The 14163-nt window shown below is 55.6% G+C and carries 10 protein-coding genes and 1 pseudogene; 6 read left to right on the forward strand and 5 right to left on the reverse strand.

All coding sequences use genetic code 11. The annotated features are described in order from the left end of the window. Positions 1 to 43: 43 nt before the first annotated feature. The 3 genes and pseudogenes from RT197_RS06005 (at position 44) to RT197_RS06015 (ending at position 2120) form a co-directional block, all read left to right on the forward strand. On the forward strand, positions 44 to 655 hold the full coding sequence (locus RT197_RS06005; RefSeq protein ID WP_312948321.1) for a TetR/AcrR family transcriptional regulator: 612 nt from the start codon (positions 44 to 46) through the stop codon (positions 653 to 655). A gap of 293 nt (positions 656 to 948) precedes the next feature. Further along, positions 949 to 1161, forward strand: coding sequence for an RNA chaperone/antiterminator CspA (cspA, locus tag RT197_RS06010; RefSeq protein ID WP_312948323.1), 213 nt, complete (start codon positions 949 to 951; stop codon positions 1159 to 1161). A gap of 730 nt (positions 1162 to 1891) precedes the next feature. Then, positions 1892 to 2120: pseudogene (locus tag RT197_RS06015) on the forward strand (DUF892 family protein). 23 nt (positions 2121 to 2143) lie between these two features. Here RT197_RS06015 and RT197_RS06020 read toward each other — a convergent pair. Beyond that, positions 2144 to 3076, reverse strand: a complete 933-nt coding sequence (locus RT197_RS06020) for an AraC family transcriptional regulator (RefSeq protein WP_312948325.1) — start codon at positions 3074 to 3076, stop codon at positions 2144 to 2146. 121 nt (positions 3077 to 3197) lie between these two features. Here RT197_RS06020 and RT197_RS06025 point away from each other — a divergent pair, with 121 nt between their 5' ends. Next, positions 3198 to 4085, forward strand: a complete 888-nt coding sequence (locus tag RT197_RS06025; protein ID WP_312948327.1) for an NAD(P)H-binding protein — start codon at positions 3198 to 3200, stop codon at positions 4083 to 4085. Between the two features lie 66 nt (positions 4086 to 4151). Here the strand turns inward: RT197_RS06025 and fumA are convergent, their stop codons facing one another. Together fumA and RT197_RS06035 are read right to left on the reverse strand one after the other, a co-directional pair. After that, a complete protein-coding gene (fumA, locus tag RT197_RS06030; RefSeq protein ID WP_312948329.1) occupies positions 4152 to 5804 on the reverse strand; it encodes a class I fumarate hydratase FumA in 1653 nt (550 codons plus the stop codon). A 50-nt stretch (positions 5805 to 5854) separates the two neighbouring features. Continuing rightward, positions 5855 to 7366: an anion permease gene (locus RT197_RS06035; RefSeq protein ID WP_312948331.1), complete on the reverse strand. Its 1512-nt coding sequence runs from the start codon at positions 7364 to 7366 to the stop codon at positions 5855 to 5857. Between the two features lie 631 nt (positions 7367 to 7997). Here RT197_RS06035 and RT197_RS06040 point away from each other — a divergent pair. Together RT197_RS06040 and RT197_RS06045 are read left to right on the forward strand one after the other, a co-directional pair. After that, positions 7998 to 10805, forward strand: a complete 2808-nt coding sequence (locus RT197_RS06040; protein WP_312948333.1) for a flavocytochrome c — start codon at positions 7998 to 8000, stop codon at positions 10803 to 10805. A 107-nt stretch (positions 10806 to 10912) separates the two neighbouring features. Next, positions 10913 to 11836 carry an FAD:protein FMN transferase gene (locus tag RT197_RS06045; RefSeq protein ID WP_409529679.1) on the forward strand — a complete coding sequence of 308 codons (924 nt, stop codon included), beginning with the start codon at positions 10913 to 10915 and terminating at the stop codon, positions 11834 to 11836. On the opposite strand, the gene dcuR is transcribed toward RT197_RS06045, so the two are convergent. Together dcuR and RT197_RS06055 are read right to left on the reverse strand one after the other, a co-directional pair. Next, positions 11817 to 12536, reverse strand: coding sequence for a two-component system response regulator DcuR (dcuR, locus tag RT197_RS06050; RefSeq protein WP_312948337.1), 720 nt, complete (start codon positions 12534 to 12536; stop codon positions 11817 to 11819). The genes RT197_RS06045 and dcuR overlap by 20 nt on opposite strands. Next, positions 12533 to 14155, reverse strand: coding sequence for a sensor histidine kinase (locus RT197_RS06055; RefSeq protein ID WP_312948339.1), 1623 nt, complete (start codon positions 14153 to 14155; stop codon positions 12533 to 12535). Before RT197_RS06055 ends, dcuR begins: the two co-directional genes overlap by 4 nt. Positions 14156 to 14163 lie beyond the last annotated feature (8 nt).

A 14163-nucleotide genomic window follows, 5' to 3' on the forward strand; every position in this document is an offset into this window, starting at 1 on the left:
CTGATAAACAAAAGCTACTTTTAGTAGGTTTTATGGAAAAGGTATGATGAAAGACAATAACTCCCCGGTCACGAAGTCCCGTGCGCAAAGGTTATCGAAGGCAGAACGGCGACAGCAACTACTTGATACCGCGCTGCTGATCGTGCGCGAGGAAAACGCAGATCGCCTCACTCTGGGTCATCTCGCAGCGCGTGCTGGCGTCTCAAAACCGGTGGTTTATGATCATTTCGCCACCCGTTCAGAGTTACTTATTGAGCTGTACCGGTGGATTGATACGGAGCGGGTCAGAACCTTCACCGAAGCCATGACGACTTCCGGCAGAAGTCTGGAGGATACCGTGCAGGTACTGGCAAGCGCCTATATCCAGTGCGCCGCAGATAAAACCGACGAGTTCCATTCGGTCGGTGCGGCGCTGGCAGGCAGTGAAGAGAAAGCGGCGGTTTTCCAGGAACTGCTTGATAACTGCGTCGCGATGTTTGTCGCCGTCCTGACGCCGCACGTCAACATGTCGCCCCCGTCGTTACAGCGATGCTGTATTGGCCTGGTCGGTGCGGGGGAGGCGCTGTCCGTTGCGCTCACTCGTGGACGCCTGAAGCCTACGGAGGCGGTGGCGGCCTTCGCTTCGCTGATCAGGGGAGTGGCGCTGGCAGGTTAAGGGGGAAATCGAGGCGCGGATGTCAATGGTATAAAAGCCATACGGACATCCGGGTGTATAAGCGGTTAAAATAAAAAATATAAACGTTGCTAAATAAATTCCCCTGTGTCTTAATGACTCATCGGTTTGAAATACAGACCTTATGAAAGCAGTTTTAGTAAAGCAGTCCTCAGTTCAGGTGTTATCTAAAGATACCCTTCTTCATGAGCCTCCTCCTAAGTGCCAAATAAGTCACTCTCTCATTACAGGCCATTACCGCCGCGCTTAGTGGCTCATCAATTAAGGAAGTATCTATGTCTAATAAAATGACTGGTTTAGTAAAATGGTTTAACTCCGATAAAGGTTTTGGCTTTATCACTCCGAACGACGGCAGCAAAGATGTATTTGTACATTTCTCTGCTATCCAGAGTGACAACTACAAAACGCTTGATGAAGGTCAGCAGGTTTCTTTCACCATTGAAAATGGTGCGAAAGGCCCGGCCGCCGGAAACGTTACCGCGATCTAAATCGCGTTAATTATCAGTGAGGCTTACAACAGCGATGAAGACAACAGTCTGAGCAGCTAAGTTTTACGGATAATAAAATAAACCCGCCTGGTGCGGGTTTTTTATTGTCCTGATTTCGCAGAACGCTGCGTTTTATTTATTTCCCGTTGGCCTGATGCAGGGAATTTTATCGTAACTTGTTGAATTATTATTATCATTCATATTCTTCTGGCCTGCCTCACATGCGCTCATCACAGCCCAAAGCGCCGCATCCGCAGCGTGCTTGGCGGCTCACGATGGTATGTTTCTGCTCCATACATCACACCACTCATTTTGAATTCAAACGCGACGGGTAATTAAATAAAAAACAATCCTTAGCATTAGTATTCCTTTTTTGCCACTTATTTTAATAAAGAGAAAAATATCAAGACCGTGAAAAAAGAAGCAAGGATATGCGGAATTTTCGGGGCGTAAAGCCGCAGAGAAAAATAAAATGTCTTACCATAACAAAAAGGTACCGCCAGAAAATCGCAATGGCGATAAATGATAATGGCTCATTTAAAGCGGCTTGACGCGCCCTGAAAGCAGTCAGTAAAAAATTCATAACGCTGCCCGCCTCTGTAACGTCATAATAAACCACAGATTATCGATAAGTTAATTAATTAAAAATTTATATTCCCGTTCACTGCCAGACTTAAGTCAGTACGTAAAAAACGTATGCCGAATTTTTGCTTTAAATAAAAGGTTTACTATGACGATTACAACCCTTCAGGAATTATTTATTCACGATTTGTCCGATGTTTACAGTGCGGAAAAACAGATTACCCGCGCCCTGCCAAAAACGGCGCGCGCTGGAAGGTCTTGCTGAAGAAGCGCAGGAAATTATTGATTCAGTTGAGGCAGGCCCGGTGCGGGACGCAGGACTGATCGGGGTCGCGCGTCTGCTGGCCGAAACGCTGAAAGAAGAAAAAGCGACCTGAACAGCGCCGCTCTGGCGCGTTGATCACGCTTGCGCTTTTACTTTGCTGACCTGCGCCAGCTTATGCTGCTGCGGGGAATGGCCGAGAACGCGCTTGAAGGCGGTGGAAAACGCGCTAATCGATTCGTATCCCAAAGACGACGCCAGCTGTGTAACCTGCTCCGCCGAATGTTCAAGCCGGTCGCAGGCCAGTACCATGCGCCAGCGGGTCAGATATTGCCCCGGCGTCTCTCCCATTACTTCACGAAAGCGGGTGGCGAAAATAGTGCGCGACATTCCGGCCTCTGCGCTCATCGCCTGCAATGTCCAGCGTCGACCGGGTTCAGCATGGATGCCCTGAATGGCGCGATACAGTCGCTTGTCCGATAAGGCTGCCAGCCAACCTGTTTGCAGGTGGTTCTCATGAATTAACTGGGATCGCAGAGCCTGCACCAGAATCATATGCGCCAGATCCTGCGCCAGCAATTGCGCGCCGGGCAAGTCTTCACGCGTCTCCTGAATCATGCGCATTACCGCCCATCGCAAAGCCGCCTGTTCCATTTGCCCTTTCAGGTGAACCACCGGCGGCAAAAGTCCGAGAAGCAAATCCGCATGGCTGCCGCTGATGGCAAAACGGGCACCTGCCAGCGAAAAGGTTTCGCCTGCGCCCACCATCACCGTGCCGCCGGGTTGAGCAGGCGGAAATAGGGTGGCGGCTTGCGTGGCCGGTAAGGACAGGTCGCTGGCCAAACGAAACGGTCGGCCCCTGGGTAAGATGAAGGTATCGCCCTGTTCGAGATGGATCGGTTCTTCAACGCCCTCTACCGCCATCCAGCCGTTGCCGGAAAGAATGGAGTAGCACTTGATCTGCCCGTGCTGGTCAGCAAAGTCTATACACCAGTCGCCTCCCGCCACAAAACCCGATGACACCGTCGCGACCGGACGTAACAGCGAAAGCAACTCTGAGAGCACATCCATAAAACTCCGAACGATAAATAAAATAATACGCACTATAGAGAATGGATCGTTCAGACCGCAAGGAATAAGGTAGCTTATCAAAACAACGCCGGAACAGGCACTTTCCCCAGGGAGAAACCTTATGATCGTGGTGACCGCTCCAACCAGCAACATTGGCAGACAACTGCTGACGCATCTGCTCGCGGCACATGCCCCCGTCCGGGTCATCGCCCGCGACGCCAGCAGACTTCCCCCGGAGGTACGCGCGCGCGTCGATATCGTCGAAGGCAGCCATGCGGATGCTGACACCGTCCAGCGTGCTTTCGAGGGCGCACAGAGACTGTTCTGGCTTGTGCCCGCCGACCCGAAAGCCAAAGACGTTTTCGAGGCCTATGTTGATTTCAGCCGTCCTGCCGCCGCAGCGATAAAAGCCAGCGGCATCACTCACGTGGTGGATATTACCGCTCTGGGGCGAGGCACCGCTCTGGCGGCAAATGCCGGTTATGTGACCGGTTCACTGGCGATGGACGATCTGTTTGCCGCCACGGGCGTAAACCTGCGGGCGCTGACGATGCCCTCTTTTATGGATAACATCCTGATGCAGTTGCAGCCCCTGCGTGAAAAAGGCGCGTTCTTTTTACCGATCCCCGGCGAGCTGCCCCTGCCTTCCTGTTCGACCCATGATATCGCTGCGGTGGCAGCGCACTGGTTGCTGGATCATCACTGGCAGGGACAGCAGGAAATCGCGGTGCTGGGGCCGGAAAATATCTCTTTCAATCAAATGGCGCAGATAATGAGTGAGGTACTGGGGCGTGAGATTACATACCAGCAAATTTCCCCGGAGGCTTATAAAGCGCAATTCCTGCGTTTTGGATTTTCCGAAGGTATGGCGGAAGGCTTAACTGCTATGGCACGGGCAAAAGGGGAAGGGCTGGATCTGGGCGTTACCCGAACGCCCGAAAACAGCACGCCAACCCATTTTCGTCACTGGTGCGAAACGGTTCTGAAGCCCGCCTTCATTACGGACTAAGACAATTTCGCTATCCCTGTCTGAACGAAAAAACTCCATACCTGGTATGGAGTTTTTTGTTTTCACTTAGCGGGCTTTATCGCAGCCCTGACACTGTGCGTTGTGGATCTGCTGATAAAAATCGTTGCCCTTATCATCGACCAGGATAAACGCCGGGAAATTTTCAACGGTGATCTTCCACACCGCTTCCATCCCCAGTTCCGGCCAGGCGACGCATTCCAGACTTTTAATACTGTTCTGCGCCAGCACCGCCGCCGGACCGCCGATGCTGCCCAGATAAAAGCCGCCGTGTTTCGCACAGGCATCGGTCACCTGCTGGCTGCGGTTGCCTTTCGCCAGCATCACCATGCTGGCGCCGTGGGACTGAAGCAGATCGACATAGGAATCCATGCGCCCGGCGGTGGTGGGGCCGAGGGAGCCGGAAGCATAACCTTCAGGGGTTTTCGCCGGTCCGGCGTAGTAGATCGGATGATCTTTCACGTACTGCGGCAGCGGCTCGCCGTTATCAAGAAGTGCCTTGAGTTTCGCATGAGCGATGTCACGCGCCACAATAATCGTGCCGCTTAGCGAAAGACGGGTCGACACCGGATAGCGGGAAAGCTGGCGCTGGATCGCTGACATCGGCTGATTCAGATCGATACTGACGGCATCGCCTTCACCCTGCTGACGCAGCGCCTGCGGGATGTATTGCCCTGGGTTGTGCTCCAGCTTTTCGATCCAGATACCGTCGCGGTTAATTTTGGCTTTGATATTGCGATCGGCGGAGCAGGAAACACCCATGCCGACCGGGCAGGACGCGCCGTGGCGCGGCAGGCGGATCACGCGGATATCGTGCGCAAAATACTTACCGCCGAACTGTGCGCCGAGACCCAGATTTTGCGCCTCAGTGAGCAACGCCTGCTCAAGCTTAACATCACGGAACGCCTGGCCGTGCGCGTTGCCTTCGGTCGGCAGACCATCGTAGTAGCGGGTCGACGCCAGCTTGACGGTTTTCAGCGTGGCCTCAGCGCTGGTGCCGCCGATAACAAAGGCGATATGGTACGGCGGACAGGCTGCGGTGCCGAGCGAGCGCATTTTATCGACCAGGTAATCCTTCAGTTTCCCCGGCGTCAGCAGCGCTTTGGTTTCCTGATACAGATACGTTTTATTGGCCGAGCCGCCGCCTTTGGCAACGCAGAGAAATTTGTACTCTCCGCCCGCAACGCTGTAGAGGTCGATCTGCGCGGGCAGGTTGGTGCCGGTATTCACTTCGGTATACATATCCAGCGCCACGTTCTGCGAGTAGCGCAGGTTATCTTCGGTATACGTATGGTAAACGCCCCGCGCGAGCGCGGCTTCGTCGTCTCCGTCGGTCCAGACACGATGGCCTTTTTTACCCATGATAATTGCCGTGCCGGTATCCTGGCAGGTAGGTAACACGCCTTTCGCGGCAATGTCAGAGTTGCGCAGAAATTGCAGGGCGACGTATTTGTCGTTATCGCTGGCATCAGGATCGCTGAGGATCGCCGCCACCTGCTGCTGATGAGAAGGACGCAGCATAAATGCGGCATCGTGAAAAGCCTGCTGCGCCAGCAGGGTCAGCGCGGCGGGTGCCACTTTCAGAACGGTCTGGCCTTCAAACTCGCTCACGCTAACATGCTCCGTGCTCAACAAATAGTATTCAGTGTCATCTGCTTGCAGCGGAAAAGGGTTCTGATAAACAAAGGGTTTATTCGACATCTTTTTTCTCCATAAAATAAAGCCACCCGCAAAGAGCAGGTGGCCGTGTATCAGAACATCATGGTCATCCACGGATAGGCGATCAGCAGCAGCGCGGCGAGGAAAATCGCGCCAAAAATGGTGCCAAGCCGCCAGTAATCTTTGGTAGGAAGATAACCACTACCGTAATAGATCGGGCTGGGACCGGTGCCGTATGGGGTGATGATGCCCATTACGCCCAGCGAAGTGACCATCAGCATGACGAAGACTTCCATATTCATTCCCGGAATGGTGGAGGCGATAGTCAGCATGGCTGGCAGTAGCGCGGTGGTGTGCGCGGTGGCGCTGGCGAACAGGTAATGCAGTAAATAAAACGCCAGCAGCAGCGAAACGGTAGCCACGCCCGGGGAGATGCCGCTCATCAGCGTTCCGCCTTCTTTACCCAGCCAGGCGATAAACCCGGTGGTGGAAAGCCCATCCGCCAGCGCGACCAGCGTGGCAAACCAGACGAAGGTGTTCCATGCGGCTTTGTTGCCGGTGATATCGCCCCACGACAGCACGCCGGTCCACAACATCAGCACCACAATCAGCAGAGCAGCCATGGCCGGTTCAATCCACTGCGCGGCGAAAATCCACATGATCAGCGCGCAGCAGACAAAGCCCAGCAGCAGCATTTCATGGCGCGAAAGCTTGCCTAACTTTTCCAGTTCGCGACTGGCCCACAGGGGCACTTCATCATTAATTTTGACTTCCGGCGGGTAGAGCCAGTAAGCCAGCAGCGGCATGGTGAGGATCAGCAACACGCCCACCGGCAGGAAGGCGAGAAACCAGCCGCCCCAGGTAATATTCAGTCCAACGGTGCTTTTCACCAGCGCCAGCGCCAGCAGGTTCGGTGCCAGCGCAGAAAGAAACATTGAGCTGGTGATGCAGGCGGCGGTGATGGCGACCCACATCAGGTACGAACCGATGCGGCGCGAGCTCGGATCGTTTGGCTTCGAGCCATACAGCGGCGGCAGGTTGGCGATAATCGGATAGATAGTGCCGCCGCTGCGCGCGGTATTGGACGGGGTGAAAGGCGCGAGCAGCAGATCGGCGAAGGTAATGGCATAGCCCAGCGTCAGGCTGCGGCGGCCAAGATATTTAACCAGAATCAACGCCAGACGGCGGCCAAACTGGGTTTTGTCATATCCGGCTGCAAACATAAAAGCACCGAAAATCAGCCATACCGTCGAATTACTAAAGCCGCTGACCGCCCATTTGAATGACTGACTGGCAAGCTTAAAGCCGGGAGCCGCCAGCTGTTCAGGACTGAACAGCAGCCACTGGCTTCCGAGAGCAATCGCCACCACGCCGGTCATGCCGATAACCGCCCCCGGCAGCGGCTCGAAAATCAGCCCCACGATCACCCCGACGAACAGGGCGAAGTAGTGCCAGGCATACGGCGGAAGCCCGTCAGGAACGGGGACTAACAGCAGCAGCAGAGCGACGATCACGGGCAGCGCCATCATCAGCAACCGGCGGTTTTTGCCCGCTTTTGCGGACGCCGCACCGGCACGCGGCAGGGGTAACGTTTGTTCTTTCATAATTAGCGTCTACGAGTAGTTAAAAATAGGGTTGCGCCATGAAATACCGCGAGTAACTTTAATTACGAAACCTTTTTTACTTATTTAACTCTGATGCGATGCTTCATCGGCAATAACGCCGCGTCGCGAAACGGGACGTTTTGAAAAATTATTGGCTTCTTTTTATATTGCCCATCCGTTGAAGGAGCCAATTGATAGAGATCAATAAAACTTAGAGAGAGTATAGAATTATTATTTTCGTTATTCACCTGCTACGTTGATAATTATTTTTCCGGCCACTAACCGGTCAAAGCTTGACAGCTGACGTTAATAAAGCGATATTTTCACGAATTTATTGTATCCCATTGATAATGTTGTTTAAATTATGGTTGTTACATGGCGGAAGACACCTTTAAGGTAACTGCAATGTTGCAGTTAATTAACAACATGTAAAAATTATATTTAAATTTGATAACCAATAAGAGGTAATGCTGTTACCGCAGTAATTAAATAGTTATTTAACTAACGTAAGAACTTTTGTAATTAAAGTTAGTAGTATATTAATGATCTGGCATTAAGGATGAAAACCATAACGAGAAAAATCTGCCATCCCATTTTTTATTTTTAAATTTTCAGGAACTGGAGAGTTATTATGACCAGCTATGAACAAATCTTAAGCCCTTATACCTTACCCAACGGCGCTGCGCTCAAAAATCGCCTGCTGATGGCTCCGATGACGACCTGTTCAGGTTATTTTGATGGCACGGTGAGCCAGGAGCTGGTGGAATATTACCGCGCCCGAGCCGGGAGCGTCGGCGCCATTATCGTCGAGTGCTGCTTTATCGATCCGCTTGGCCCGGCGTTTCCTGGGGCGATTGGCATTGATAGCGATGAAAAGATCGCCGGGCTGGCGAAAATCGCCGAGGCCATTAAAGCGGAAGGTTCTAAAGCGATTTTACAGATTTACCACGGCGGCCGGATGGTCGATCCGCTGCTGATCGGCGGCAGAACGCCGGTGGCACCGTCAGCGCTGGCCGCGCCGCGCGAGGGGGCAGCCATGCCAGCCATGCTCAGCTGCGAAGAGGTGGCGGAGATGGTCAATAAATTCGGCGACGGCGTGCGCCGTGCTATTCAGGCGGGCTTTGACGGTGTGGAGATCCACGGGGCCAATACCTACCTGATCCAGCAATTTTTCTCTCCTAACTCCAACCAGCGCGACGACGAATGGGGCGGAAGCCGTGATAACCGCGCCCGCTTCCCGCTGGCGGTACTGGACATTACCCATCAGATGGCGCGCGAATACGCGGACGACGCCTTCATCATCGGCTACCGCTTCTCCCCGGAAGAGCTGGAAGTGCCGGGCATCCGTTTCGACGACACCCTTTTCCTGCTGGAGAAGCTGGCGGCGCGTGGGCTGGACTACCTGCATTTTTCCATCGGGACCAGTCTGCGCCCCTCGATTATCAATACCGGCGATCCGACGCCGCTGATTAAGAAATATGTTGAGTTACGTTCTCCCGTGCTGGCGCAAATCCCGATTATGGGCGTGGGCGGCGTGGTGAATATGGCGGATGCGGAGTGCGGCCTTGCTAACGGCTACGATTTGATGGCCGTCGGACGCGCCTGCATCGCGTATCCTGACTGGACGGCGCGCATTGCCCGTGGTGAGACGCTCGAACTGCTTATCGACAGCACCCAGCGGGAAGCCCTGAAGATCCCCGAACCGCTGTGGCGCTTTTCGCTGGTCGAAGCGATGATCCGCGACATGAGCATGACGGCAGCGAAGTTCAAACCCGGCGTGTTTGTTGAGACGGTGCAGGATGACGCTCATGAACTGGTTGTCAGTGTCAGTCTGGAAACAGACCGCCTCACCGACATCGAACTGTCATCCGGCCCGCTGGATGACGTCGAGTTCACCAGCAGCTTCAGCGAGATCCGCACGCGCATTCTTAACGCCAACACTCCCCACGTGGACGCTATCTCCGGGGCCACCAGCCAGAGCGAAGCGGTGAAAAAAGCGGTCGCCAAAGCGATGGCGAAATCCAGCAAGGCCCGACGCGAAGAAGAGGGCGAGGACACCGACGCGGCAAAATCCTACGACGTGGTGGTGGTGGGCAGCGGCGGTGCCGGACTGGCAGCAGCCATTCAGGCTCATGACGACGGTGCCAGTGTGCTGATCGTCGAGAAAATGCCGACCATCGGTGGCAACACGCTGAAAGCCTCTGCCGGGATGAACGCGGCGGAAACGCGCTTCCAGCGCGCCAGAGGTATTCAGGACAGCAAAGAACTGTTTTATCAGGAGAGTCTGAAGGGCGGACACAATAAAAACAATCCGCAGCTACTGCGCCGGTTTGTGATGAATGCGCCGCTCGCCATCGAATGGCTGGCGGATCGGGGAATTATGCTTAACGACATCACTACCACCGGCGGGATGAGCATCGATCGTACTCACCGCCCACGGGATGGATCGGCCGTAGGCGGCTATCTGATCAGCGGGCTGGTGCGCAATGTCACCCGTCGTGGCATCGACGTGATGCTGGAAACCAGCGTGGAAGAAATCCTGCGCGAGGACGGCGAAGTGTGCGGCGTGCGGCTGCTGACCGACGAGCAGGAATCCCTGACCGTTGAGACGACAAACGTGATTGTGGCGACTGGTGGCTTCAGCGCCAACAGCGAGATGGTCGTCAAATACCGTCCCGACCTGGAAGGCTTTGTCACGACCAACCACAAAGGCGCAACGGGCGGCGGCATCGCGTTGCTGGAGCGCATTGGCGCGGGCACGGTAGATATGGGCGAAATCCAGATCCACCCGACGGTGGAGCAGAGCACCTCGTATCTTATTTCGGAATCCATTCGCGGCGGCGGGGCAATCCTCGTCAATCAGCAGGGGGCACGCTTCTTCAACGAAATGGAGACCCGTGACAAAGTTTCCGCTGCCATTATCGCCCTGGAAGAGAAATGCGCGTGGATCGTCTTTGATGAGCAGGTGCGGGCGAAAAACAAAGCCGCTGACGAATACATCGCCCGTGGTCTGGTGATCAGCGCCAGCTCGCCGCGCGCGCTGGCGGAAAAAACAGGCTTCGACGGCGACGTATTCCAGGCCACGCTTGAGCGCTACAACGGCTTTGTCGAACAGCAGTGTGATGAGGACTTTGGCCGTACCACCGCGCTGCGTTCGCCGGTCAACGCCGGGCCGTTTTATGCGATTCAGATTGCCCCCGGTGTTCACCATACAATGGGCGGCGTCACCATCAACGTGAAAACCGAAGTTCTCGATCGGGCCAACCAGCCGCTGACTGGCGCATGGGCTGCCGGGGAAGTCGTGGGCGGTATTCACGGCGGCAACCGCATCGGCGGCAACGCGGTGGCGGATATTATTATCTTTGGTATTCTCGCCGGACACCACGCCGCCGAACGCGCCAGCCGTCTGGCACAGGCACCGGCGCGCATGGCAGGTTAATCTCCCGATACCGGCGGCAGGACGCCGCCGGGCATTTCATCGCCCGCCGCTCAATAAAGGAGGCTCCTGTGTCTGAACCTCGCCTGCATAGCTGGTCCACCGTCCTGATGGGCTCGCCCATCGTCCTCTCGCTGTTTACCGACGATCGCGATCTGGCCGCCCGCGTTTTCCGCCTGATCCAGCGCTATGAAGATGCGCTGACCGTCAACCGCGCGGTTTCCCAGGTGATGGCGGTCAATCACGCCGCCGGTCTGCATCCGGTAAAAGTCAGCGGCGCGGTTTACGATCTGATCCGCTGTGCGAAAGCCGCCAGCATGGTCAACGACAGCGCGTTTAATCTGGCGATCGGCCCGCTGGTCAAACTGTGGCGCATCGGCTTTCAGGGAAGCCGGGTGCCGGCCCGGGAGGAAATTGCCGAACGCCTGCCGCTGACCCGCCCGGCAGAAGTGATCCTTAATGACCACGAGCGCAGCGTTTTTCTGGCCCGTGCCGGAATGGAGATCGATCTGGGGGCCATCGCCAAAGGCTACATCGCCGATCGGGTGCGGGATTTTCTGCGCCAGCAGGGGGTGGAGCAGGCGCTGATTAATCTTGGCGGCAACGTGCTGGCCCTCGGCTCGCCGCAGGGTGCGTGGTCGGTAGGGGTGAAAAAGCCCTTCGCTGCCGCCGATGGGCTGGTTGGCGTGGTCGACGTCGCCAACAAATCGGTAGTGACTTCCGGTATCTACGAACGCTGGTTTGAGCAGGACGGGAAACGCTGGCATCACATCCTCGATCCGCGCACCGGCTACCCGCTGGACAACGACATTGAGAGCGTGACCATCGTTTCTGACGACTCGCTGGACGGTGACGTCTGGACCACGCTGATCTACGGATTCGGCGTGGAGAAGGGCTGCGCCGTGCTGCGCCAGCGCGAAGACATTGAAGCGATTTTTATCACCAAAAACCGTGAGGTGATCCTCTCCTCACAGCGTCAGTTCCGCTTTACGCTGCTTGACGACAGCTACCGGATCAGTGGGTGTACTGCTTAAGCAGCCCGTACTGTTCCGCCACCAGGCGGTAGCGATACACCGGTCGTCCGGTCGCGCCATAGTGAATGGTGGTGTAGAGAATATTAATCTGCGCCAGCCAGATCAGGTACTTGCGGCAGGAGACACGGGAGATATTGACCGCGTTACCCAACTCATCGGTTGAAAATTCCGCTTCGGGATGGGCGTCGATCCACTGGCAAATCGTGCGCAGCGTCTGGGCGGTCAGCCCTTTCGGCAGGCGACTGGTGTCTACCGTGTCCGGCGCGCCGCTGTGCAGGAGGCGATCGACGTCAGACTGCTCAAACCACTGCTGGGTGTCAATCTGCTTGCGCTGTTTACGCCACGTCAGCAACGCCTCTTCAAAGCGCGGAAACTGAAACGGCTTAATCAGATAATCGACGACGCCATAGCGCAGCGAGGTTTGCAGCGTGGCGGCGTCGGCCGCAGAAGTAATCATAATGATATCAATTGCCCGCCCGGAGGCGCGGATGGTCGGCAGCAAATCCAGACCGCTGTCCTGCTGCATGTAGACATCCAGCAGCACCAGGTCGATCTCCTGCTGCGGATCGTTGATCAGCGCTTCGGCCTGGCGAAGCGTGGAAGCGGTAGCGCAGCAGCGGAAACCGGCGATCTTCGCCACGTACAGGCGGTTAAGTTCGGCAACCATAGCATCATCGTCAACAATCAGGACATTTATCACGCGCTGTTCCTTTCACTATTCCAGGGAAGATGGACATAAAATTGGGTAAACACGCCCGGTTCGGACTCGACGGTGATGGTCCCGCCTAACTCATGAAGCTGCTGGCTGGCAAGAAACAGACCCACGCCACGGTCATCGCCTTTAGTGGAAAATCCCTTATTAAAAATCAACGGCAGATGATGCGCGGCGATGCCGGGGCCGTCGTCGCTCACTTCGGCAACCAGCCAGCCGTTCATATAATGCAGCAGCAGGCTCACTTCACCTTCGTCCTGACCGCGCATGGCGTCCAGGGCATTTTCAATCAGGTTGCCCAGCACGGTGACCAGTACCATCACCTGCTTTTCGTCGGGATTGTCGGGTACCTGACTCTCCTCCGCCAGCGTCAGACTGAAACCGCGCTCTTTGGCACTGTTGATTTTACCCAACAAAAACCCCGCGACCACCGGCGATTTGATGCGGTGCTGGATCGCGCCGATATCCCGCTGGTAGCCATGGGCGGTTTGCAGCACGTATTCCTCCAGCTTGTCATAGCGTTTCATGCTCAGCAGGCCGAGGATCACATGCAGCTTATTCATAAACTCATGCGAAGTGGTGCGCAGGGCATCGACATAGTTAACCATGCCGTCAAGGCGCTGGAGCAGCTCGCTAACCTCGGTTTTGTCACGGAACGTGCTGATGGCACCGATCACCGACCCCTGGCTGCGGACCGGGACCGTATTACTCAGCAGCAAAAGCCCGTTGCAGCTCAGTTCCCGATCGGGGATCGCCACGCCGGTTCTGACCACCTCCTGCAAGAGCGTCATCAGCAACAGGTTATCTGCCGCGTGGTGCGGATTGTTTTTATCGCTAAACAACATGCGTTTTGCCGCGTTGTTGAGCAGGGTGACGCGCCCTTCGGCGTCGGTGGCGATCACGCCCTCTTTTAACGACTCAAGCATGGCCTGACGCTGTTTATACAGCGCAGAAATTTCATAGGGCTCCAGTCCCAGCAGCACCCGCTTGAGGGCATGTACCAGCCGCCAGATACCGAGCGTCGCCACCGCCACGGTGAACAACAGCGTCCATAATACGCTCCAGCGGCTGCGGTTAATTTGCGCATCCACTTTGCTTAAGGAGATGCCCACCACCACTACGCCAATCTGCTTGTGCTGCGCGTCATACACCGGGGTGAAAACGCGCATCGCCAGACCCAGCACGCCGTGGTTGATGGCCATATTTTCTTTGCCGCGCAGCGCGATGAGCAGATCGTCGCCGATAAACCGCTGACCAATAAGATCGGGATTAGGGTGCGAATAGCGAATACCGTGCATATCCGTCACCACCGTAAATAAGAGATCGTTGCTCGCCGTCACCGCCGAAGCCTGAGACTGGACAGGGCCGTGGGCCGACGTTTGTGTCAGACCACGTTTGACCTCCGGCGCATTGGCGAACGTGCGGGCTACTGCCAGTGCCCTTGCCTGCAAATTATCGCGGGCGACGTTGCTGGCCTGCCAGAACCACAGTGCAAAAACCAGCGCCAGCATAGATCCGGTAACGCAGCACACCATCAGAGTGACCGTGGTACTCAGTTTCATAGGGCGCTTACGTGCAGGGAAAGAAAAGAAGGGGAAAGCGTTCATAACCAGCC

This window comes from Superficieibacter sp. (assembly GCF_032071645.1).
Lineage (GTDB): Bacteria > Pseudomonadota > Gammaproteobacteria > Enterobacterales > Enterobacteriaceae > Superficieibacter.